The sequence below is a fragment of the Rhodanobacter sp. Root480 genome (assembly GCF_001426645.1).
GTDB lineage: Bacteria > Pseudomonadota > Gammaproteobacteria > Xanthomonadales > Rhodanobacteraceae > Rhodanobacter > Rhodanobacter ginsenosidimutans.
Genome location: NZ_LMEX01000004.1, coordinates 169,534 through 192,954, shown reverse-complemented (window position 1 = coordinate 192,954; position 23,421 = coordinate 169,534). Strand labels below are relative to the sequence as shown.

General features: G+C 65.4%; 15 protein-coding genes. 10 read left to right on the top strand and 5 right to left on the bottom strand.

Features of this window, described 5'->3' with window-relative positions; all coding sequences use genetic code 11:
* The first annotated feature begins 58 nt into the window (after positions 1 to 58).
* The 7 genes from ASD22_RS15450 (at position 59) to ASD22_RS15420 (ending at position 14,768) form a co-directional block, all read left to right on the top strand.
* A complete protein-coding gene (locus ASD22_RS15450; protein WP_056085603.1) occupies positions 59 to 2,329 on the top strand; it encodes a cellulase in 2,271 nt (756 codons plus the stop codon).
* On the top strand, positions 2,326 to 4,569 hold the full coding sequence (locus ASD22_RS15445; RefSeq protein WP_235577666.1) for an alpha-galactosidase: 2,244 nt from the start codon (positions 2,326 to 2,328) through the stop codon (positions 4,567 to 4,569). Before ASD22_RS15450 ends, ASD22_RS15445 begins: the two co-directional genes overlap by 4 nt.
* Positions 4,566 to 6,518 carry a sialate O-acetylesterase gene (locus ASD22_RS15440; RefSeq protein ID WP_056085447.1) on the top strand — a complete coding sequence of 651 codons (1,953 nt, stop codon included), beginning with the start codon at positions 4,566 to 4,568 and terminating at the stop codon, positions 6,516 to 6,518. The genes ASD22_RS15445 and ASD22_RS15440 overlap by 4 nt, the downstream gene beginning before the upstream one ends.
* A gap of 4 nt (positions 6,519 to 6,522) precedes the next feature.
* Positions 6,523 to 8,160: a DUF5597 domain-containing protein gene (locus ASD22_RS15435; RefSeq protein ID WP_056085446.1), complete on the top strand. Its 1,638-nt coding sequence runs from the start codon at positions 6,523 to 6,525 to the stop codon at positions 8,158 to 8,160.
* A 210-nt stretch (positions 8,161 to 8,370) separates the two neighbouring features.
* Positions 8,371 to 11,274: a TIM-barrel domain-containing protein gene (locus tag ASD22_RS15430; RefSeq protein ID WP_082520301.1), complete on the top strand. Its 2,904-nt coding sequence runs from the start codon at positions 8,371 to 8,373 to the stop codon at positions 11,272 to 11,274.
* A complete protein-coding gene (locus ASD22_RS15425) occupies positions 11,271 to 12,233 on the top strand; it encodes a 2-dehydro-3-deoxygalactonokinase (protein WP_056085445.1) in 963 nt (320 codons plus the stop codon). Before ASD22_RS15430 ends, ASD22_RS15425 begins: the two co-directional genes overlap by 4 nt.
* A gap of 123 nt (positions 12,234 to 12,356) precedes the next feature.
* Positions 12,357 to 14,768 (top strand): glycoside hydrolase family 95 protein, encoded by a 2,412-nt coding sequence (locus ASD22_RS15420; RefSeq protein WP_082520300.1) that lies wholly within the window; start codon positions 12,357 to 12,359, stop codon positions 14,766 to 14,768.
* 79 nt (positions 14,769 to 14,847) lie between these two features.
* Here the strand turns inward: ASD22_RS15420 and ASD22_RS15415 are convergent, their stop codons facing one another.
* The 5 genes from ASD22_RS15415 to rfbB form a co-directional block, all read right to left on the bottom strand.
* Positions 14,848 to 16,257, bottom strand: coding sequence for a mannose-1-phosphate guanylyltransferase/mannose-6-phosphate isomerase (locus tag ASD22_RS15415; protein ID WP_056085444.1), 1,410 nt, complete (start codon positions 16,255 to 16,257; stop codon positions 14,848 to 14,850).
* Positions 16,258 to 16,389: 132 nt separating this feature from the next.
* The gene (gene rfbD, locus ASD22_RS15410) at positions 16,390 to 17,328 is read right to left on the bottom strand and encodes a dTDP-4-dehydrorhamnose reductase (protein ID WP_056085443.1); all 939 of its coding nucleotides are present in this window, start codon (positions 17,326 to 17,328) and stop codon (positions 16,390 to 16,392) included.
* Positions 17,325 to 17,882 (bottom strand): dTDP-4-dehydrorhamnose 3,5-epimerase, encoded by a 558-nt coding sequence (gene rfbC / locus ASD22_RS15405; RefSeq protein WP_056085442.1) that lies wholly within the window; start codon positions 17,880 to 17,882, stop codon positions 17,325 to 17,327. Before rfbC ends, rfbD begins: the two co-directional genes overlap by 4 nt.
* A complete protein-coding gene (rfbA, locus tag ASD22_RS15400; protein WP_056085441.1) occupies positions 17,879 to 18,766 on the bottom strand; it encodes a glucose-1-phosphate thymidylyltransferase RfbA in 888 nt (295 codons plus the stop codon). The genes rfbC and rfbA overlap by 4 nt, the downstream gene beginning before the upstream one ends.
* A complete protein-coding gene (gene rfbB, locus ASD22_RS15395; protein ID WP_056085599.1) occupies positions 18,763 to 19,833 on the bottom strand; it encodes a dTDP-glucose 4,6-dehydratase in 1,071 nt (356 codons plus the stop codon). The genes rfbA and rfbB overlap by 4 nt, the downstream gene beginning before the upstream one ends.
* 248 nt (positions 19,834 to 20,081) lie before the next feature.
* Here rfbB and ASD22_RS15390 point away from each other — a divergent pair, with 248 nt between their 5' ends.
* From ASD22_RS15390 to ASD22_RS15380, 3 genes are read left to right on the top strand one after another with little or no spacing between them, the layout of a single operon-like run.
* Positions 20,082 to 21,248, top strand: a complete 1,167-nt coding sequence (locus ASD22_RS15390; protein ID WP_056085439.1) for a PLP-dependent aspartate aminotransferase family protein — start codon at positions 20,082 to 20,084, stop codon at positions 21,246 to 21,248.
* Positions 21,245 to 22,102, top strand: a complete 858-nt coding sequence (locus ASD22_RS15385; RefSeq protein WP_082520299.1) for an ABC transporter permease — start codon at positions 21,245 to 21,247, stop codon at positions 22,100 to 22,102. Before ASD22_RS15390 ends, ASD22_RS15385 begins: the two co-directional genes overlap by 4 nt.
* A 22-nt stretch (positions 22,103 to 22,124) precedes the next feature.
* Entirely contained in the window at positions 22,125 to 23,420 is a 1,296-nt protein-coding gene (locus ASD22_RS15380) for an ABC transporter ATP-binding protein (RefSeq protein WP_235577665.1), read from the top strand.
* Position 23,421 lies beyond the last annotated feature (1 nt).

Below are 23,421 nucleotides of genomic sequence, written 5' to 3'. Positions count from 1 at the left end.
TGTCGGCAATCCGTACCCCTTCCCGGGTTGTCGGCACCTTTTTCTACAGGACGCGATGATGAGCCAGTACCGACCCGATCGTCCTTCCACCCTGCTGTCGCGCCTTCGGCGTGTTGCCTTCCTGCTGGCTTGCGGTCTGTTGTTGCCGCTGGCCGCTGTCGCGCAGGACGTGCACTACGACTGGCAAAGCGTGCGTATCGGTGGTGGCGGTTATGTCAGTGGCCTGGTTTTTCATCCCGCCGAAAAAGGCTTGTACTACGCACGCACCGACGTCGGTGGCGCGTACCGCTGGGACGATGCGGCGAAAAAATGGATCCCGCTGACCGACTGGCTGGGCGCCGACGACGCCAACCTCACCGGCATCGAAAGCATGGCGGTGGACCCGCACGACACCGGCTGGATCTACCTGGCCGCCGGCACCTATACGACCGAGGCCGCCGGTAACGGCGCGATTCTGCGTTCGCACGATCGCGGCGCGACGTTTGAGCGCGTCGATCTGCCGTTCAAATTGGGCGGCAATGAACTGGCCCGCGGCAATGGCGAGCGACTCGCCGTCGACCCGCACGATGGCCGCATCCTTTTCTTCGGCTCGCGCGATGCGGGCCTGTGGCGCAGCGACGATCACGCGGCGCACTGGGCGCGTGTCGACGCGTTTCCCGCGGTGGCGACCTCGTTCGCCTCCACCGCAAAAAACCAGTGGCGACGCCAGCCGATCGGCATCGTGTTCGTGGTGTTCGAGCCGGCCAGCGGCAAGAACGGCCAGCCCACGCCGGTGCTGTATGCGGGCGTTTCCACCCGCGAAACCAGCCTGTTCCGCTCCACCGACGGCGGCAAAAGCTGGCAGGCGGTGCCGGGCCAGCCGATCGGCTTGCGACCCACGCACATGCGCCACAGCCCTGACGGCAGTTACTACCTGACCTACGGCGACGAGCCCGGCCCGGACGACATGAACGACGGCGCGGTGTGGAAATTCACCCCCGCCGATGGCCGCTGGGCCGACATCACGCCGATCCCTCGCACCGATAAACCCAGCGGTTTCGGCTGGGGCGACATCACCGTGGACGCACACGATCCGCGCATCCTGATGGCCAGCACGTTCTGCCACTACACCCCGTACGACGAGATCTACCGCAGCACCGACGGCGGCCAGCACTGGCAGCCGGTGTTTCCACGCTCGACCTTCGATCATTCGAATGCACGCTGGACCGCCGACCATCACCCGCACTGGATGAGCAGCCTGGTGATCGATCCGTTCCATCCCGACCACGTGATGTTCGTCACCGGCTACGGCGTCTGGGCTTCGCGCAACATGCGCGCGTTCGACCACGGCGGCACGGTGGACTGGTGGTTCCAGGACACCAACCTGGAGGAAACCGTGCCGCTGGGGTTGGCCAGCCCGGCCGAGGGCGCGCACCTGCTGAGCGCGGTGGGCGACCTTGATGGTTTCCGCCATGACGACCTCGACGTGGCGCCGCTGCAGTTCGCCTCGCCGCCGCGCTACGCCAACGGCTACAGCATCGACGTGGCCGGCAACGCGCCGCGCGTGGTGGTGCGCACGGGTCGCATCCGCGGGCCGGTCGACGCGGTGCGCGCTGCGTATTCGCTGGATGGCGCTCGCAGCTGGCGCGCGTTTGCCAGCGAGCCGGGCGGCAAGGGCGAAGGCACGGTGGCCGTGGCCGCCGATGGCCGCAGCGCGGTGTGGTTTCCGCTGGACGCGGGCAACGCGTATGTCACCCGCGACTGGGGCAGGCATTGGCAGGCGGCAGCGGGTTTGCCGAAGGCGGCACGAGTGCTGGCCGATCGTGTCGACCCGCAGCGTTTCTATGCGCAGGACATCGCCACCGGCGCGCTGTTCGCCAGCCACGATGGCGGGCTGCATTTCAGCGCGATCGATGGTGCGTTCGGCGTTGCGGTGAAGCAGCAGTACCAGCCGCCGCGCCGGCCCACCAACGCGGTGGTCTATGCGGTGCCGGGGCAGGCCGGCGAGCTGGTGGCGGTCAGCGCGCGCGGTGGCGTGATCCATGGCCGTGACGACGGGCATTTGCTGCGACAGAGCCACGGCATCGACAGCGCCGTATCGCTGGGCTTTGGCAAGCCCGCGCCGGGTCACGACGAAGCGACCCTGTTCCTCGCCGGTGCCATCGCGGGCCAGCGCGGACTGTTCCGTTCGATCGACGGCGGCGCGCAGTGGCAGCGCATCAATGACGACACGCACCAGTACGGTGAGGTGGGTTACGTCACCGGCGACCCGCGTGTGTTCGGTCGCGTGTATTTTGCTACCGGTGGCCGTGGCATCTTCCGCGGTGATCCGAAGGGGGAACAACCATGAATCCAGCCGCCTTTTCTCGATCGTGGTGCGCGACGCGACGGCTGCTGCTGGCGTGCGTGTTGATGGGCGTGGCTGCCGTGGCGCAGGCGCAGACCATCCGCTACGACGCCACCACGCAGGTATTCCGCATCGATACCGATGCGGTGACCTACGCGTTCGGCGTCAACGAGAACGATCAGTTGCAGACGCTGTACTGGGGCGCGCGGCTGGCGACGGGTGACGCATTGCCCGCGGCGCATACCAACGAGGGCAATGTCTCGTTCGATCCGCCGACCAGCACCAGCCTGCAGGAATACGCCGGCTGGGGCGGCTCCATGTACGTGGAGCCGGACCTGAAACTGCGCTACGCCGATGGCAATCGCGACCTGGTGCTGCACTACGTGTCGCACCGGATCGAGGGTGACACGCTGGACGTGCACCTGCGCGACATCCGCCAGCCGCTGGATGTGACGCTGCACTATGTGGTCGACCCGGCCACCGGCATCATCGGCCGCTCGGCGCTGATCGAGAACCACACCAAGCAGGTGGTGACGATTGACAGCGTGGCCGCGGCCAGTTGGAACCTGCCTGCTGGCGAGAATTATTCGCTGCGCTACCTCACCGGCCGCTGGGCCGGCGAATGGCAGTTGCAGACCCGCGCGATCACGCCCGGCAACACCGTGCTGGAGAGCCGGCGCGGTTCCACCGGCCACGAGAACAACCCGTGGTTCGCGATCGAGCGCGGCGGCGACTGGGCCGAGGATCACGGTGACGTGTGGTTCGGTGCGCTGGCTTGGAGCGGCTCCTGGCGCATCACCGTGGAGCAGGGCGTGCTGCATCAGGTACGGGTCACCGGCGGCTTCAACCCGTTCGATTTCGCCTGGCCGCTGGCGCCGGGCGAATCCCTGAGCACACCGGTTTTCTACGCCGGCTACACCAGCGGCGGCATCGGCGAGGCATCGCGCCTGCTGCACCGGTTCGAGCTGGCGCAGATCGTGCCCCAGCATCCGAAACCGCGGCTGCGCCCGGTGCTCTACAACTCGTGGGAAGCCACCAACTTCGCCGTCGACCAGGCCGGCCAGGAGCATCTGGCCGAGCTGGCCGCCAGCATCGGGGTGGAGCGTTTCGTGATGGACGACGGCTGGTTCGGCGCCCGCAATGACGACCATGCCGGGTTGGGCGACTGGGTGGTCAACCCGAAGAAATTCCCGCACGGGTTGAAGCCGCTGATCGACAAGGTGCATGCGCTGAAGATGGATTTCGGCCTGTGGGTCGAGCCCGAGATGGTCAACCCGGACAGCGACCTGTACCGTGCGCATCCCGATTGGGTACTGAATTTCACCGACCGCCCGCGCAGCGAGGGGCGCAACCAGCTGGTGCTGAACCTGGCGCGGCAGGACGTGCGCGACCACGTGTTCAAGGTGCTGGACGACCTGCTCAGCCACAACGACATCGCGTTCCTGAAGTGGGATTACAACCGCAACTGGTCCGAGCCGGGCTGGCCGCAGGTGGCGCCCGACCAGCAGCAGAAGGTCTACGTCGACTACGTGCGCAACCTGTACGGCATCCTGGCCGAGCTGCGCAAGCGCCATCCGAATGTGGAGATCGAGTCGTGCTCGGGCGGCGGGGGCCGCGTCGACCTGGGCATCCTGGGCCACACCGACGAGGTATGGACGTCCGACAACACTGACCCGTTCGATCGCCTGTCGATCCAGGACGGTTTCAGCTATGCCTACGCGCCGGCCGTGATGATGGCCTGGGTCACGGATTCGCCGAACTGGGTGAACGACCGCAGCACCTCGCTGGATTACCGCTTCCTGTCCTCGATGCAGGGTTCACTGGGCATCGGCGCCAATCTGCTGCACTGGACGGCGCAGGACTTTGCCGCCGCAAAAAAATACGTGGCCGAGTACAAGGCGATCCGTGCCAGCGTGCAGCAGGGCAAGCTGTACCGGTTGCTGTCGCCGCGTGACGACAGCCCGCATGCAGCTACTGAGTCGGTTTCACAGGACGGCAAGCAAGCCGTGCTGTTCGCCTTCCTGCATGCCGGTCAGATGAAGTACCCATATCCGCGCGTGCGCCTGCAGGGGCTCGACCCCGATGCGCGCTATCGTTGGCGTTCGCTGCATGGCGCGCCGGTGGCGGGCACGCTGGCCGAAGCCAGCGGCGCCTACTGGATGAATCACGGCATCGACCTGGCCCTGAAGGGCGACTACCAGGCCGCCGCCATCGTGTTCGATCGGGTCGGGGGTAAACGATGAATAGCCGTCTGAATCACATGGCGTGGCTCGCGTTGTTGTGCAGCCCGCTGGCCTGCGCCGCGACGGCGCCAGCGGCCTCGCTCGATGTCCCGTTGCTGTTTACCGACGGCGCGGTACTGCAGCGCGACCAGCCGCTGAACGTGTGGGGCTGGGCTGCGCCGGGCAGCGTGGTGCGGGTGGCCTTCGACGGCAAATCGACGCAAGCCACCGCCAGCGCGAAGGGCGAATGGAAAGCCACCTTGCCAGCCCATGGCGCGGGTGGTCCGTATGCCTTGACGATCGCCGACGGCGCGCAGAAGAAAATGGCACGCGACGTGATGGTGGGCGACGTGTGGCTCTGTTCGGGCCAGTCGAACATGGAGTTCAAGCTGTCGCAGGCGCAGAACGCCAAGGTGGAGATCGCCCGCGCCAACGATGCCGGCATCCGCGGTTTCACCGTGCCCAAGTCATGGTCGGGCGAGCCGTCCGAGCATCTCGCCGGTGGCAGCTGGCAGCACGCCACGCCGCAGACGGCGGGCGACTTTTCCGCCGTGTGCTGGTTCTTCGCGCGCGAGATCCGCAAGCGCACCGGCGTGCCCATCGGCATGATCCACAGCAGCTGGGGCGGCAGCCGCATCGAGGCGTGGATGGATGCCGCCAGCACTGGCGTTTCGCCGTCGGTGGTGAGCGCGCAGGCCGCCGGCCTGGCGGCGGAGGATCGACGCAAGACGCAGGCTACGTGGAAGCGGCTCGAGGCCGGGGCCGGAGCGAAGGGTCCGGTGATGGACGCCAGCGGCGAACCATCATGGGCTGCGGCGACGCTGGATACCGGCGATTGGGCATCCATGGCGGTGCCCGCGTACTGGGAAAAGGCCGGTTATTTCGGCATGGACGGCGTGGCCTGGTATCGCACCAGCTTCACCCTCGATGCGGCCGAAGCCGCGCATGGCGTGCAGCTGGGCCTGGGCAAGTTCGACGACACCGCGCAGGCATGGGTCAACGGCAAGCGCGTAACCGCGGAAAGCGACGAATGGAACGTCGCCCGCGTCTACCACGTGGCACCGGCGCTGCTGCATGCGGGGCGCAACACCATCGCGTTGCAGGTCACCGATGAAGGCGGCTACGGCGGCATCTATGGCGACGCCGACATGCTCTACGTGCAGGCGCAAGGCGGCAAGCGCCACCCGCTGGCCGGCGACTGGCAGTTCCGCCCGGTACCGGCGACGGTGACCATCACCACGCTGGACGACAAGAACCAGCTGGCCACGCTGCTCTACAACAAGATGATCCACCCGCTGATCCGCTACCCGCTGCGCGGCGTGCTGTGGTACCAGGGCGAGGCGAACGCCGGCCCCGGCGATGCGAGCCGTTATCGCGACCAGTTCGCCACCATGATCAAGGCGTGGCGCGCGGACTGGCAGCAACCGCGGCTGCCGTTCCTGTGGGTGCAACTGGCCAACTGGATTTCCGGCCAGGACACCGCGCAATCGAGTCCGTGGGCACAACTGCGCGCCTCGCAATCGGCTGCGTTGAGCCTGCCGGCCACGGGGCAGGCGGTGACCATCGACATCGGCAATCCCGACGATATCCACCCGGTCGACAAGCAGGACGTCGGCCATCGGCTGGCGCTGGCGGCGCGGCACGTGGTGTACGGCGACACGCTGGTGTATGCCGGGCCGCGTTACACCGCGATCCGCATCGATGGCCCGCGCGCCATCCTCTCGTTCGACACGCAAGGCAGCCCGCTGGCCGCGCGCGGCGGCAAGCTGGGCGGCTTCCAGGTGGCCGGGGCCGATCGGCAGTTCCACCCCGCCGAGGCACGCATCGAGGGCGACACCGTGGTGGTATCAAGCGCCGACGTCAGCGTGCCGATCGCGGTGCGCTACGGCTGGAGCGACAACCCGGTGCACGCCACCCTGATCAATCGCGACGGCCTGCCGGCCTCGCCCTTTGAAACCCGACCCTGGTGAAACCATGATCATTTCCGCACGCCGATCCCTTCGTCACCTGCTGCTGCCGCTGCTCTGCATGGGCGTGGCCACGCTAGGCCTCGCCAGCACGGTGCAGGCGGCGTCCACGCCGTTGCCGCGCGTGGTCACCGCCGACGGCCGCCACCAGCTGCAGGTGGATGGCAAGCCGTACCTGATCCTCGGCGCGCAGGTGAACAACTCCAGCGGCTGGCCGCAGATGCTGCCGGCGGTGTGGCCGGCGATCGAGGCGCTGCACGCCAATACCGTGCAGGTGCCGATCGGCTGGGGCCAGGTGGAACCGACCCGGGGCCAGTTCGATTTCAGCTTCCTCGACACGCTGGTGACGCAAGCGCGCGAGCACGATGTGCGGCTGGTGCTGCTGTGGTTCGCCACCTGGAAAAACAACGGCCCGAACTACGCGCCCTCGTGGGTGAAGCTGGACAACAAGCGCTACCCGCGCGTGGTGAAGAAGGACGGCTCCACGCTGGGCTCGCTGTCGCCGCTGGGCACCGCCACGCTGGAAGCCGACCGCAACGCCTTCGTGGCGCTGATGAAGCACCTGCGCCAGATCGATGGCGACCGCCACACGGTGATCATGGTGCAGGTGGAAAACGAGTCGGGCACCTACGGCAGTGATCGCGATTACTCGGCCGCGGGCGACAAGCTGCTGCAGTCACCGGTGCCCGCCGCGGTGCTGAAGAAGACCGGCAAATCCGCCGGCAGCTGGAGCCAGGTGTTCGGCAAGGATGCGGCGGAATACTCCTACGCCTGGGCCATCGCGCACTACATCGAGCAAGTGGCGGCCGCGGGCAAAGCCGTCTACAACCTGCCGATGTACGCCAACGCGGCGCTGCGTGATCCGTTCAACCCCGGTCCGCCCGGCGGCTATTCCAGCGGTGGCCCCACCGACAACGTGATCGATATCTGGCGCGCCGCGGCGCCCTCGCTGGCTTTCGTGTCGCCCGACATCTACATGCGCGAGTACAAGAAATACACCGCCGTGCTCGATCGCTACAGCCGCCCCGACAACGCGCTGTTCGTGGCCGAGACCGGCAACGACACGGCCTATGCGCGCTACGTGTTCGCCACGCTGGGCCACCAGGGTATCGGCTTCTCGCCGTTCGGCATGGATTACACCAGGTACTCCAACTGGCCGCTGGGCGCCAAGGCGATCACGCCGGAAACCATCCAGCCGTTCGCCGCCAACTACGAGCTGCTGGCGCCGCTGGCCGGGTTGATCGCCAAGCAGAGTTTCGAAGGCAAGGTGTGGGGCGCGTCCGAGCCGGATGACACCCACGAGGAAACCCTGGACCTGGGCGACTGGCGCGTGCAGGTGAGCTACGGCCGGCCGCAGTTCGGCATGGACCCGCCCAAGGGCAACGAGCAGAAGCTGGGCGGCGTGGTGATCGTGCAACTGGCCACCAACGAATACCTGGTGGCCGGCTATCACGCGCGGGTGAACTTCATGCCGCCCAAGGGCCACGACGGCCAGCATTTCCTGCTGGAAAAAGTGCAGGAAGGCCGCTACGACGAAAACGGCCAGTGGCATTTCATCCGCGAATGGAACGGCGACCAGACCGACTACGGCCTCAACCTCACCAGCCAACCGCAGGTGCTGCGGGTGAAGTTGGCGACGTATTGAGCCCTGATCCGATGTCGCTTCCTGACATGCTGCCCAGCCCTCCACCGTTCGCGCTGAGCGTAGCCCGCGCAGCGGGCGGAGTCGAAGCGCCGCCAAGCGCGAGCAATCCATCGCCGGCGTGCCCTTCGACTCCGGCCTTCGGCCTACGCTCAGGGCGAACGGATTGAAGCCACCCACCACTCTCAACCGATTCACCGATTGGAGACTGACATGTACCGCATTCCCCTGAACCCGCTGGTCGGATGCCTGCTGATCGGACTCCTGTCCGGCTGCAGTAGCAGCGCCACGCCATCCGCTGACAGCAGCGCCGCATCGACCAAGGCCGCGTTCCAGCAGATCGCCGACGGCGTCATCGTGGACGTGGGCGCCGACGAGAAAGTGCGCCTGCAGGTGGTGGACGATTCGATCATCCACGTCACCGCCGTACCCACCGGCGGCTTCGACCTGCCCAAGAGCCTGATGGCGCTGAAGACCGGTGGCGACAAGCAGTTCTCCGTCGCCACCGACGCCGGCCACGTGCTGCTGAAAACGCCCAAGGTCACCGCCGAAGTGGCGACAAAAACCGGTGCGGTGCGCTTCCTCGACGCCAGCGGCAAGGTGATTCTGGCCGAGCAGCCGGACGGGCGCAGCTTCACGCCGGTGAAGGTGGACGGCAAGCCGTTCTACGCCGTGCGCCAGGAATTTGCCTCGCCCGATGACGAAGCGTTCTACGGCCTGGGCCAGCACCAGAAAGGCACGATGAACTACAAGGGCAAGGACGTGGAGCTGGCCCAGCACAACATCGACATCGCCATTCCGTTCGTGGTCTCCAGCCGCAACTACGGCGTGCTGTGGGACAACAACTCGATCACCCGTTTCGGCGACCCGCGCCCGTACCAGATGATCGACAAGCAACTGAAGGTGTTCGACGCAGACGGCAAGCCCGGCGGCCTCACCGCCGACTACTACGTGGACGGCAAGCTCAAGCTCAGCCGGGTCGAATCGCAGATCAATTACGAATACAACAAGGATCTGAAAAACTGGCCCAAGTCGCTGCAAGGTGTCGATTTCCAGGGCAACCCCCTCCCCGGCGGACCGGGGCAGACGGTGGAATGGAAAGGTTCGCTGGGCTCCGACGTGGCTGGCCTGCACAAGTTCCGGCTGTACGCCAGCGGCTATTTCAAGCTGTACATCGACGACAAGCTGGTGCTGGATGACTGGCGCCAGAACTGGAACCCCTGGTACCGCGACTTCACCGTGGCAATGAAACCCGGCGAGAAACACGCCATCCGCCTCGACTGGACGCCGCAATCGGGCTACATCGCGCTCGATCACCTGGACCCGCTGCCCGCCGCCGAGCAGAGCGAGCTGTCGCTGTTCTCCGAGCTGGGCCACGCGATCAATTACTACTTCATCGGCGGCGACAACCTCGACGACGTGATCGCCGGCTACCGCGACGTCACCGGCAAGGCGGTGATGCTGCCGCGCTGGGCGTATGGCTTCTGGCAGAGCCGCGAGCACTATGCCTCCAGCGATGATCTGATCAGCACGGTGAAGGAATACCGCAAGCTGGGCCTGCCGCTCGACAACATCGTGCAGGACTGGTTCTACTGGAAAGAGGACGCCTGGGGCTCGCAGCAGTTCGACCCCGCGCGCTATCCCGACCCGCAGAAACTGGTCGACACGCTGCACGGCCTGCATGCACATTTCATGATTTCGGTGTGGCCGAAGTTCTACCCCACCACGGCCAATTACAAGGAGCTCGACGCCAAGGGCTACATGTACAAGCGCAATGTCGAGCTGGGCCAGAAGGACTGGGTCGGCAAGGGCTACCTCAACTCGTTCTACGACCCGTACAGCGAGGAGGCACGCGCGATCTACTGGCGCCAGATCAACGACAACCTGGGCAAGCTGGGCATGGACGCGTGGTGGATGGACGCCACCGAGCCGGACATCCAGTCCAACATCAGCATCGACGAGCGCAAGCTGCGCATGGGCCCGACCGCGCAGGGGCCGGGCGCCGCGTTCTTCAACTCGTACCCGTTGATGACCACCACCGCGGTGTACCAGGGCAGCCGCAAGTCGTACCCGGACCAGCGCGTGTTCATCCTCACCCGCTCGGCGTTTGCCGGTCAGCAGCGCAACGGCGCGGCCAGCTGGAGCGGCGACGTGGTGTCGCGCTGGAGCAACCTGCTCGACCAGATTTCCGCGGGCGTGAACTTCTCGCTGTCGGGCATCCCCAACTGGACCACCGACATTGGCGGCTTCGCGCTGGAGCCGCGCTACGAAAAGCCGAACGCGAAGGACCTGAAAGAGTGGCGCGAACTCAACGTGCGCTGGTTCCAGTTCGGCGCGTTCAGCCCGCTGTTCCGCTCGCACGGGCAGGCGCCGCTGCGTGAGATCTACAACATCGCCCCGGTCGGTTCGGACGTCTACAACACGCTGGCCTGGTACGACAAGCTGCGCTATCGCCTGATGCCGTACATCTACACGCTGGCGGCCGATACGTATTTCAAGGACGGCACCATCATGCGTGGCCTGGTGATGGATTTCCCGAATGATGCCAAGGTGCGCGAGATCAACGACGAGTACCTGTTCGGTCCGTCGTTCCTGGTGGCGCCCGTCACCGAATACCAGGCGCGTAGCCGCGACGTCTACCTGCCCCAGGGCAGCAACTGGTACGACTTCTACACGGGTAAACAGTACGAGGGTGGCCAGACGATCAAGGCGGAGGCGCCGCTGGATCGGATGCCGTTGTTCGTGCGCGCCGGCGCCATCGTGCCGGTAGGCCCGGCCATCCAGTACACCAACGAGAAGCCCGACGCGCCGATCACGCTGTTCGTCTACACCGGCGCCAACGGCACGTTCTCGATGTACAAGGACCAGGGCACCACCTACGACTACGAGCACGGCGCGTTCGCCCGCGTGCCGTTCAGCTATGACGAGGCCAGTGCTACGCTGACCATCGGCAAGCGCGAAGGCAGCTATCCGGGCATGCCCGCGCAGCGCACGTTCAACATCCGCTGGATCTCCGGCCCCACGCCCACCGCCACCGATTTCGAGGCGAAAGCGGCGCAGAGCGTGCACTACGACGGCACCGCCATCACCGTACACAAGGACGCGTCGAAACAATGAACGAAAGTACGCCACGGCCGTGCTTGATCGGCCTCGACTGGGGCACCACCGGCCTGCGCGCCTACCTGATGGGCGAGGGTGGCCGCGTGCTGGAATCCCGCGAGCGTCCGTGGGGCATCCAGCACCTGCCTGCCGGCGGTTTCGATGCGGCACTGGACGGCATCGTGGCCGACTGGCCCGACCTGCCGGTGCTGGCCTCCGGCATGGTCGGCAGCCGTGGTGGCTGGCGTGAAGTGCCCTACGTGGAGCTGCCCGCCACCATCGACGCGGTGGTGGTGGCGCTGGGTTCCGTCGACAGCGTCAGCGGCCGTCGCGTGCATCTGGTGCCGGGTCTGCGCAATACGGTCGTCGCCGACGTGATGCGTGGCGAGGAGACGGAGATCTTCGGCGCGCTGGCGCTGCAGCCGGTGCTGGCGGGACGCTCGGCGCTGTTGCTGCCGGGCACCCACAGCAAATGGGTCAACGTGTTGCACGGGCGCGTGGTGGATTTCGCCACGGCGATGACCGGCGAGCTGTACACGGCGCTACGTCACCACAGCATTCTGGGTGCGGGCCTCGGCGAGGACGACACGCCGTTCGACCAGGACGCCTTTCTGCGTGGCGCGCAAAGCGCGCGCGACAGCGGCGCGGCGGGTGCGCTGAGCCGGCTGTTTTCCAGCCGCGTGCTGGTGCTCACCGGCGAGCTGGCATTGCCGGCCGTACCCGATTACCTCTCCGGCCTGCTGATCGGCGAGGAGTTGCGCAGCGCGATCGCCGCCGGCCGCGTCAACACCTCCACCCCGCTGCAACTTATCGGCAACCCCGCCCTGTGCCGGCGCTACGCGGTGGCCGCCTCCTGCTTCGAGCTGGGCATGGCGTTGCCGCCGCGCGGCGCCGCCGCACTGGGTCTGTGGCAGATCGCGCGCGCCGCGGGGTTGATACCGCCGTACGTCGAGTCCAGCCAGGCAGGCCGGTCGTGAAAGCTGTTCCTTCTCCCGCTTGCGGGAGAAGGTGCCCGAAGGGCGGAAGAGGGCGCGCGCACCGCACGCGCGATAGAAGAAACCCCCAGCACGTGGCTTTCTTCACAAGTTTGGAGTGATCACATGCTCATACCCAACCCGCCCGCGCGCCGCCGTGGCAAGGCGCGCGTCTACTTGATGCTGGCGGTCGTCGCTGCCGTGCTGGGCTTGTTTTCCGGTGCGTCGCTCGCCGCCCAGAACCTGCAACTGCATTACGACGCACCGGCCAACACCTTCAACGAAGCGCTGCCGCTGGGCAACGGGCGCATGGGCGTGATGGTCTATGGCGGCGTGCAGCAAGCGCGCTATTCGCTCAGCGAAATCACCATGTTTTCCGGCTCGCGCTACGACGGCGCCGATCGCGATGACGCGGTGAACTACCTGCCGAAGATCCGCCAGTTGCTGCTGGAAGGCCGCAACGTCGATGCCGAGCAACTGACCAACCAGCACTTCACCTGGAGCGGCGAGGGCGCCAACGCGCACTACGGCACCTATCAGGGCTTGGGCACGCTGACACTGGATTTCGCCGCGAACGCGGCACCGGTCAGCGATTACCGCCGCCGCCTGGACATCCCCAGCGCCACCAGCGAAGTGCGCTACACGCAAGACGGCGTGCGCTACCGGCGCGAGATGTTCGTCAGCGCACCCGACCAGGTGATGGTGCTGCACCTCAGCGCCGATCGTACCGGTGCCTTGAACTTCGTGGCGAAGCTCGACCGCGCCGAACGCGCCACCGTCAAGGGCGATGGTACCGACGGCCTGCTGATGCAGGGCGAACTGGACAGCGGTGGCAGCGGCAAGGGCCTGACTTTCGCGGCGCGGGTGCGGGTGATCGCACCCGGCGCCAGCGTGCACGCGGATGCGCACGGCATACGCGTCGAACACGGCACCGACGTCACCGTGCTGATCAGCGAAGCCACCGACTACGACGGTTTCGCCGGACGCCACAGCGCCGACCCTGTCGCCGCCAGCGCCGCCGATCTGCAGCGGGTGGCGAGCCGCTCCGTGGCGCAACTGCATGCGGTGCACGTAGCCGATTTCCGTTCATGGTTCGACCGCTTCTCGCTGCAACTGGGCAGCGTCGACAGCGCGCGCGAAGCGATGTCCACGCGGGCACGCCTCGACGCCTACGCCGATGGCAACGATCCCGGCTTCGCCGCGTTGTATTTCCAGTACGCGCGCTACCTGCTGATTTCCTCCTCGCGACCCGGCGGCCTGCCATCCAACCTGCAGGGCTTGTGGGCCGAAGGCACCAGCACGCCGTGGAATGGCGATTACCACACCAACGTCAACATCGAAATGAACTACTGGCCGGCCGAACCCACCGGCCTGGGCGAGCTGGTGCAGCCGCTGTTCGCGCTGACCGCCTCGCTGCAACAGCCCGGCGCCAAAACCGCGCAGCGCTATTACGGCGCGCGCGGCTGGGTGGTGCACACGCTGACCAACCTGTGGGGCTTCACCGCGCCCGGCGCCGAGGCCAGCTGGGGCGTGTGGCAGGGCGCGCCAGCCTGGCTCAGCTTCCATATCTGGGATCACTACCGCTACACCGGCGACCGCGATTTCCTGCGCCGCTACTATCCCGTGCTGCGCGGCGCCGCCCGCTTCTACGCCGACGTGCTGATCGAGGAACCCAGTCACCACTGGCTGGTGACCGCACCCTCCAGCTCGCCGGAGAACACCGTCTACATGGATGACGGTGGCAAGGCCGCAATCGTGATGGGCCCGACGATGGACGAGGAGCTGATCCGCTTCCTGTTCGGCGCAGTGATCGAGGCCTCGCAGGATCTGCAGGTGGATGCCGATTTCCGCCGCGAGCTGAAAGCCAAGCGCGCGAAGCTGGCGCCGATCCAGATCAGCCCCGACGGCCGCATCCAGGAATACCTGAAACCCTATCGCGAGGTGGAGGTACACCACCGCCACGTATCGCACCTGTGGGGCTTGTTCCCCGGCAACCAGATCGACCTGGCCGAAACGCCGAAGCTCGCCGCCGCGGCAGCGCGCTCGCTGGACGTGCGCGGTGACGACTCCACCGGCTGGTCGGAAGCCTACAAGATGAACCTGTGGGCGCACCTGGGCGACGGCAACCGCGCGCTGCACCTGCTGGACGTGTTGTTCAAGCCGGCATCGCGTGACACGCGGCTGGGCCACGAATGGGCCGGCACCTACCCGAACCTGTTCAACGCCGGCCCGCCGTTCCAGATCGACGGCAACTTCGGCGCCACCTCGGGCATGGTGGAAATGCTGATGCAAAGCGAACCCGGCCAGCTCGACCTATTGCCCGCCTTGCCCGATGCGTGGTCGCAAGGCGACGTGCGCGGCCTGCACGCGCGCGGCGGTTTCGTGATCGACATGCGCTGGGCGAAAGGCAAGCTGGTCGAAGCCAGCGTGCGCTCACTGCGCGGCGGCGATTGCGTGGTGCGCTATGGCGGGCGACAGGTGTCGCTATCGACGAAGGCGGGTCAGACCTACAAGTTGCACCCTGCCGATTTCCTGTAGGAGCGACTTCAGTCGCGACCGGGGCTACGAGGCACACCCGGGTCGCGGCTGAAGCCGCTCCTACATGGGATGTCGGGAATCAGGCGCGCCCGTAAACATCGTCAAACCGCACGATGTCGTCTTCGCCCAGATAACTTCCCGACTGCACCTCGATCAACTCCAGCGGCAGCTTGCCGGGATTGCGCAGGCGATGCTTGCTGCCCAGCGGAATATAGGTGCTCTGGTTTTCGCCCAGCAGAAACACCTTGTCATCGCAGGTGACCTCGGCCGTGCCGGAAACCACGATCCAGTGCTCGGCGCGGTGGTGGTGTTTCTGCAGGCTGAGGCTGGCGCCGGGCTTGACCACGATGCGTTTCACCTGGAAACGCTCGCCTTCCTCCAGCGAGTCGTACTTGCCCCACGGACGATGCACCACGCGGTGCAGCGAATGCTCGCTGCGACCGGCGGCCTTCAACTTCTCGACGATCTTCTTCACGTCCTGCGCGGCATCGCGATGCGCCACCAGGGTGGCATCCGGCGTGGTCACCACGATCAGGTCGTCCACACCGACGGTGGCCAGAAGGTGGCGGTCATGCGAGCGCAACAGCGAGTTGCGGGTATCGATCGCCAGCGTGTCGCCGTCGTGGGCATTGCCTTGCGCATCGTGCGCCGAGGTCTGCCACAGCGCCGACCACGAGCCGATATCGCTCCACGCGCAACTGACCGGGATCACCGCCGCGCGGCGGGTCTTTTCCATTACCGCGTAATCGATTGAATCGTCCGGCACGCGAGCAAACGCATCACGGTCGACACGCACGAAATCCAGATCGACCGAGGCCTTCGCATGCGCCTCGCGCACCGCGGCCAGCATCGCCGGCGCATGCGCCGCCAGTTCTTCCAGGTAGCGCGACGCCTTGAACAGGAACATGCCCGAGTTCCAGTCGTAGCCGCCGTCGTCAACATAGGATTTCGCGGTGGCGAGATCCGGTTTCTCGACGAACTGGTCCACGTGGTAGCCGTCGCCGACCGCCTCGCCATGGCGGATGTAGCCGAAGCCGGTTTCCGGCCGGTCGGGGCGGATACCGAACGTCACCAGCCAACCCTGCCGGGCCAGTGGCAACGCCTTTTCCACCGCCGCGGCAAACGCGGCGGTGTCGCCGATGAGATGGTCGGCCGGCAGCACCAGCAACACCGCGTCGGCATCGCGATCGATCGCCTGCAGCGCGCCCAGCGCAATCGCCGGCGCGGTGTTGCGCGCCAGTGGCTCCAGCACGATGGTGGCGTCGTCGATGCCGGCTTCCAGCAACTGGTCGGCGGCAAGGAAGCGGTGGTCGTCGCTGGCCACCACGATCGGCGCCGCCACTTGCGGCAACTGCCGCGTGCGCGCGATCGCCTGCTGAAACAGCGTGCCTTGGCCAGCCAGGGCCAGGAATTGCTTGGGCAGGTTCTTGCGCGACACCGGCCAAAGCCGGGTACCGCTGCCGCCGCTGAGAATGAGGGGAATCAACATTCGCTGATCATAATGCCAACCAGGGCCGGCGCACTCCATTGTGGGAGCGACTTCAGTCGCGATGCTCCTGCTCCGAGGTCCGGCACAAGAGCATCGCGGCTGAAGCCGCTCCCACAGTCTTGCGGTGGGGCTTCACCCGCGCGCGGAGCGGGCCATTTCGCCGACCACATTACCCAGGCCATCGCGCCAGTCCGGCAACGTCAGGCCGAACCGCGTCTGCAGCAGCGTGTTGTCCAGCACCGACCATGCGGGCCGCGGGGCAGGGGTGGGGAATTCGCCACTGGCGATTGGCAGCACGCGCGGCGCGCGTGGCAGCAAGCCATGCGCTACGGCCTGTTCGAAAATCGCGGTGGCGAAGCCGTGCCAGGTGGTCGCGCCGCTGGCCACGAGGTGGTGCGTGCCGCGCAGCGACTGGCGCTCGGTCGCACTGGCCTGCTGCCAGCGTGCCAGCGCTGCCAGCGTGGCATCCACGATCAGGCCGGTATCGGTGGGCGCGCCATGCTGGTCGGCCACCACCCGCAACTCGTCGCGCTCCGCACCCAGGCGCAGCATGGTACGCAGGAAGTTGTGGCCGTGCGCGGCGTAGACCCACGCCGTGCGGAAGATCAGGTGATCGGCGCCGCTGCGGCGCAGCGCTTCCTCGCCGGCCAGCTTGCTGCGGCCGTACGCGTTTACCGGCGCGGTCGGCGCATCCACCGCATAAGGCTTGGCCTGGCTGCCGTCGAAAACGTAGTCGGTGGAATAGTGGATTACCAGCGCGCCGTGGGCGGCGGCCCACTGGCCGAGCACGCCGACCGCCTCGCCATTGACGCGGGTGGCCAGCGCCTCTTCCTGTTCAGCGCGATCGACCGCGGTATAGGCGGCGGCGTTGACGATCACGTCCGGCTGCACGCGATCCAGCAGGGCGGGCAGCGATTCGGGCATCGACAGGTCGGCCACTTCGCCAGTGCCGCCGGCGGTCAACACACCGTCGCGGCTGGCGGAGACCAGATCGGTGTGGGCAGCCAGGGCCCCATGATCGAGGAAGGTACGGCCGAGCTGGCCGTTGGCACCCAGCAGCAGAGCCCTCACGGGGCGTAGACCGGCAGCCGCTCGGGTGGCACATCTTCGAGCAGCGGGGTCTTGCCGTCCTTGTCCGACAGCAGCGGCGCGCTGACCGGCCAGTCGATACCCAGCGCCGCATCGTTCCAGCGGATGCCGGCATCCGCCTTCGGGTCATACAACGCGGTGCACTGATAGCTGAAGGTGGCGAACTCGGACAACACGCAGAAGCCGTGGGCAAAGCCCTCCGGCACCCAGAAATGACGGTGGTTCTCGGCGGTCAGCAGCACGCCCGCCGACTTGCCGAAATTGGGCGAGCCGCGGCGGATGTCCACCGCCACGTCGTACACCTCGCCTTCAAGCACGCTGACCAGCTTGCCCTGCGGATTCGGCCACTGGTAATGCAGCCCGCGCAACACGCCCTTGGCGGAACGTGAAACGTTGGATTGCACGAAACGCCGGTCGATGCCGGCGTCGCGGTACTTCGCCTCGTTGTAGCTCTCGTAGAAAAAGCCACGGGCGTCGCCGAACACCTGCGGTTCGAGGACAAGTGCGCCGGGAAGAGCGGTCTCGATCACCTTCATCGTGCCAGGCCCTGCTTCGGCAATTGCTGCAGGTATTGGCCGTAACCGGTCTTGGCCAGCGGTGCGGCCAGCGCCAGCAATTGATCGGTGTCGATCCAGCCGTTGAGATAGGCGATCTCCTCGGGGCAGCACACCTTGAGGCCCTGGCGGTTTTCGATCGTCTGGATGTAATTGCCTGCTTCCATCAGCGACTCGTGCGTGCCGGTATCGAGCCAGGCGAAGCCGCGGCCCAGTTGCTCCAGGTGCAGCGAGTTGTCGTCGAGGTAGCAGCGGTTGAGGTCGGTGATTTCCAGCTCGCCGCGCGGCGAGGGTTTCAGCGCCGCGGCGTAGTCGCAGACGCGTTCGTCATAGAAATACAGGCCGGTCACCGCGTAGTGCGATTTCGGCTGGGCCGGCTTCTCCACCAGCCCGATCACCTTGCCGGCGGCATCGAACTCGGCCACGCCGTAGCGCTCCGGGTCCTTTACCCAATAACCGAACACCGTGGCGCCACGCTCGCGCGTCGCGGCGTGCTTGAGGCGGTCAGTAAAGCCGTGGCCGTAGAAAATATTGTCGCCCAGCACCAGGCAGCTCGGCTTGCCATCGATGAAATCACGGCCGATGGTGAAGGCCTGGGCCAGCCCGTCCGGCGAGGGTTGCACGGCATAGCGAATGTCGATGCCCCACTGCGAACCGTCGCCGAGCAGGCGCTGGAACATTTCCTGCTCGTGTGGCGTGTTGATCACCAGCACTTCGCGGATACCGGCCAGCATCAGCGTCGCCAGCGGGTAGTAGATCATCGGCTTGTCGTACACCGGCAGCAGCTGCTTGCTGGTTGCGCGGGTGATCGGATGCAGGCGGGTGCCCGAGCCGCCGGCCAGGATGATGCCCTTGGTGGTCGTCATGATCCGAGCCGCTCCATGCGATAGCTGCCGTCGAGCACGCGCTGGCTCCACGACTGGTTGGCGAGATACCAGTCCACCGTCTGCGCGATGCCGGTTTCGAAGGTTTGCGACGGCCGCCAGCCCAGCTCGCCCTGCAGCTTGCTGGAGTCGATCGCATAGCGGCGATCGTGTCCGGGACGATCCTTCACATAGGTGATCAGCGATTCGCGCGCGCGCCCGTCGGCCAGCGGCTGGCGCGCGTCGAGCAGGACGCAGATGGCCTTCACTACCTGGATGTTCTCGCGCTCGGCATTGCCGCCCACGTTGTAGGTTTCGCCAACCCGGCCGGCGTCGAGAACGCGGCGGATGGCGCTGCAGTGATCGCCCACGAACAGCCAGTCGCGGATGTTCTTTCCGTCGCCGTACACCGGCAAGGCCTCACCGGCCAGCGCCTTCTGGATGATCAGCGGGATGAGCTTCTCGGGGAACTGGTACGGCCCGTAATTGTTCGAGCAGTTGGTGGTCAGTACCGGCAGCCCGTAGGTGTGGTGGAACGCACGTACCAGGTGGTCGGAGGCCGCCTTGGAGGCGGAGTAGGGCGAGTTGGGCGCGTAAGCGGTCTGCTCGGTGAACTTGCCCTCGGCGCCCAGCGAGCCATAGACCTCGTCGGTCGACACATGCAGGAAACGGAACGCGTCGCGCACCCCGTCGTCGAGGCCGCGCCAGTAGTCGCGGGCGGCTTCCAGCAAGGCCAGCGTGCCCACCACATTGGTCTGCACGAACTCGGCCGGGCCATCGATGGACCGGTCCACATGCGATTCGGCCGCAAAGTTGACGATGGCGTCGGGACGGTGTTCGGCCAGCAGTTTCGCCACCAGCTCCCGGTCACCAATGTCGCCCTGCACGAACACGTGGCGGGCGTTGCCGTCCAGCGAGGCCAGCGTGTCCGGGTTGCCGGCGTAGGTGAGCTTGTCCAGGTTGACGACGCGCAGGCCATCGGCGATGGCCTGCAGCACGAAGTTGGCGCCAATGAACCCGGCGCCGCCGGTGACGAGTAAGGTGGTGATCCTTGCGGATGAAGAAGTCATCAATACGTCCATGGTTCGACGGGTGGATACGGCGACTTGCTTGCCGAGGGGATGGCAAATGATGCCTTTTCCCGCCTCGTCAACCAAGCGCGAAGGGTTGGGCGGCTTGGAACGGCGTTGAAAAGAGCGCAATTTTGCCGCCCCCTGGATGAACGTCGCGCATCCACACCAACCAGAACTACCCCCATAAGAAGGTAAGATGGCGGACTTCACAATGACGGGACCCGCCCCGCGGGTTGTTGAGGTCGATGAAAACTGGCACGAAGCAAAACGGACACGGCATGGGGACCCGGGCGATTCATGCCGGGCAGCACCCGGATCCTTCCACTGGCGCCATCATGACGCCGATCTACGCCACCTCGACCTACGTGCAGCAAAGCCCCGGCAAGCACAAGGGCTATGAGTACTCACGTTCGCAAAATCCGACCCGGATGGCCTACGAGCGCTGCGTGGCCGACCTCGAGGGCGGCGTAGCCGGCTTCGCGTTTGCATCCGGCCTGGCCGCGGCATCCACCGTGCTGGACCTGCTCGACTCGGGCAGCCACGTGATCGCGATGGACGACCTTTACGGCGGCAGCTATCGGTTGTTCGAGAAGGTGCGCCGCCGTTCGGCCGGGCTGGACTTCAGCTTCGTCGACCTGAACGACACCGCGGCGATGAAAGCCGCCCTGCAGCCAAACACGCGGATGATCTGGGCCGAGACGCCCACCAATCCCATGCTGAAGCTGGTCGACCTGGCCAAGGTGGCCGCATTCGCCAAGAAACACGGTCTGATTCTGGTGGTCGACAATACGTTCTGCTCACCGATGGTCCAGCGCCCGCTGGAATACGGGGCGGACCTGGTGCTGCATTCGGCCACCAAGTACATCAATGGTCACTCCGACATGGTTGGCGGCATCGTGGTTGCCGGCAACAAGGATCTGGCCCAGCAGATGGGCTTTCTGCAGAATTCGGTGGGCGCCATCGCCGGTCCATTCGATGCCTTCCTGGCCATGCGTGGCTTGAAAACCCTCCACCTGCGCATGAAGGCGCATTGCGCCAGCGCACTGGAGTTGGCGAAGTGGCTGGAAAAGCATCCCGCGGTGGAGCGGGTGATCTATCCGGGCCTGAAGAGCCACCCGCAACACGCGCTGGCGAAGCGCCAGATGCACGGTTTCGGCGGTATCATCACCATCGAGGTCAAGGGCGGCCTGAGGAAGGCCAGGCGCATGCTGGAACGCTGCGAACTGTTTTCCCTGGCCGAATCCCTCGGCGGCGTCGAAAGCCTGATCGAGCATCCGGCGATCATGACCCACGCCTCGGTACCGGCCGCCAACCGCAAGCGGCTGGGTATCAGTGACGGGCTGATCCGTCTGTCGGTGGGTGTGGAGGATATTGCTGATTTGCGCGCGGAGCTGGAGTACGCGCTGCGATGAGTTCGGCACCACAGCTGGGGCGCAGCGACGCCACGACGTTGCAGGATCGTCGGCGTTGGGAAAGCCCCTTTGCGTCGCTGATTCGTAATAAATCATTGGCTTGGGAACTCAGCAAGCGCGAGGTGCTGGGGCGTTACCGCGGCGCCAGTTTCGGATTGGCGTGGTCGGTCATCAGCCCCTTCATGATGTTGTGTGTCTATGCTTTTGCGTTCGGCACGGTAATGAAAAGTCGTTGGCCGCAAGAGGCGGGCGGGGACCATTCTTACGCGGTAATCCTGTTCGTCGGATTGATCGTCCACGGTTTCTTTGGCGAATGTGCGTCGCGTGCCACCACTCTTGTAGTGGGTAACCCCAACTTCGTGAAGCGGGTGGTATTCCCCCTCGACGTATTGCCATGGCCGATGATGTTTTCGGCGCTGTTCCACGCACTCATGAATGTCATTGTGCTCGCACTGCTCATGTTGGCCTTGGAACATCGGTTGCATCCGACGCTGCTGCTGCTGCCTCTGATCTTCATTCCGCTGCTGCTGTTGACGATGGGCTTGTGCTGGTTCCTGGCGTCGGTCGGTGTCTATTTTCGTGATATCAGCCAGGTAATGCCGGTATTTGTGACGGCCATGTTGTTTCTGTCGTCGGCAATCATTCCGGTCAGCATCCTGCCGCAGAATCTGCAGACGCTGTTTCATCTCAATCCGCTGACGTTCTTCATCGACGAGGCCCGTATGGTGGTGCTCATGGGCGAGTGGCCTAACTGGGGGGCGCTCGCGTTCGCGACGGTGGGTGGACTATTGGTGGCGTGGCTCGGGCATGCCTGGTTCGTGACGACGCAACGGGGGTTTGCCGATGTCCTCTGAGCCAGTCATTGAAGTGCGGGGCATGGGCAAGGTTTATCCGATATATGACAAGCCGCATCACCGACTGATGCAGATGCTGGTGGGTGGAAATCGACGCTGGTATCGCGAGTTCGAAGCCCTGCGCGACATCAATTTCACTGTTCAGCGCGGTGAGACGGTGGGCATTGTCGGCCGCAACGGCTCGGGCAAATCGACCTTGCTGCAGATTATTTGCGGCACTTTGGCGCCGTCGACCGGCGACGTTCGCGTGCGGGGGCGGGTTGCCGCATTGCTGGAACTTGGTGCGGGCTTCAATCCCGAGTTCACTGGCCGCGAAAACGTATATCTGAACGGGTCCGTGTTGGGCTTGTCGCGCAGCGAGATCGACAAGCGTTTTGACGAGATCACGGCATTTGCCGACATTGGTGATTTCATCGACCAACCCGTCAAGAACTACTCAAGCGGCATGGCCATGAGGTTGGCGTTTTCCGTGATGGCCCATGTCGATGCAGACATCCTGATTATCGATGAGGCGCTTGCGGTGGGTGATGCGTTCTTTACGCAGAAATGCATGCGTTACCTGCGCGAATTCAAGACGAAGGGCACCTTGCTTTTCGTCAGTCACGACAGTTCGGCAGTAACCGGGTTATGCGAGCGCGCCGTCTGGCTGGATCATGGGACGCAACAGGCGTGCGGTACGGCCAAGGAAGTGGTGCATGCGTATCTGGAGGCGTTCATGGCCGAGCGTCAGGGCGGAGCCTTGCGGCGCGAGACGGTTGGGGCAGCGAAACGCGTGCTGCCACCGCGACGCAAGGATGCCCGTCAGGAGCTGATTGACCGCTCCTCGCTTCGCAACGATATCCATATTTCACCGTTCCATCCTGACGCCGGGAGCTTTGGCGAATTGAAGGCGCGCGTGACTGACGTGGCCATTCTCGACGAGAACGATGCGCAGTTGGCCTGGGTTGTTGGCGGTGAAAGTGTGGTGTTGGAGCTCACCGCCGAAGCGGATGAGCCGCTGGACAGTGTGATCGTGGGTTTCTATGTGAAAGACAGGCTCGGCCAGCTGCTGTTCGGCGACAACACCTATCTCAGTTATCTGGATGAAGGTTTTTCGGTGGCCGCCGGGGAAACCTTTCGTGCTCGATTCCACTTCGACATGCCACGCCTCCAGGCGGGCGATTATTTCATTACAGCCGGAGTCGCCGAGGGTAGCCAGGACGACCATGTCATCCAGAGCTGGGTTCATGAGGCTTTGATGTTCAAATCGCAGGGCACCCAGGCTCCCGCAGGCATTATTGGCCTGCCTATGCACGACATTACCCTTGACCGTGAATGAT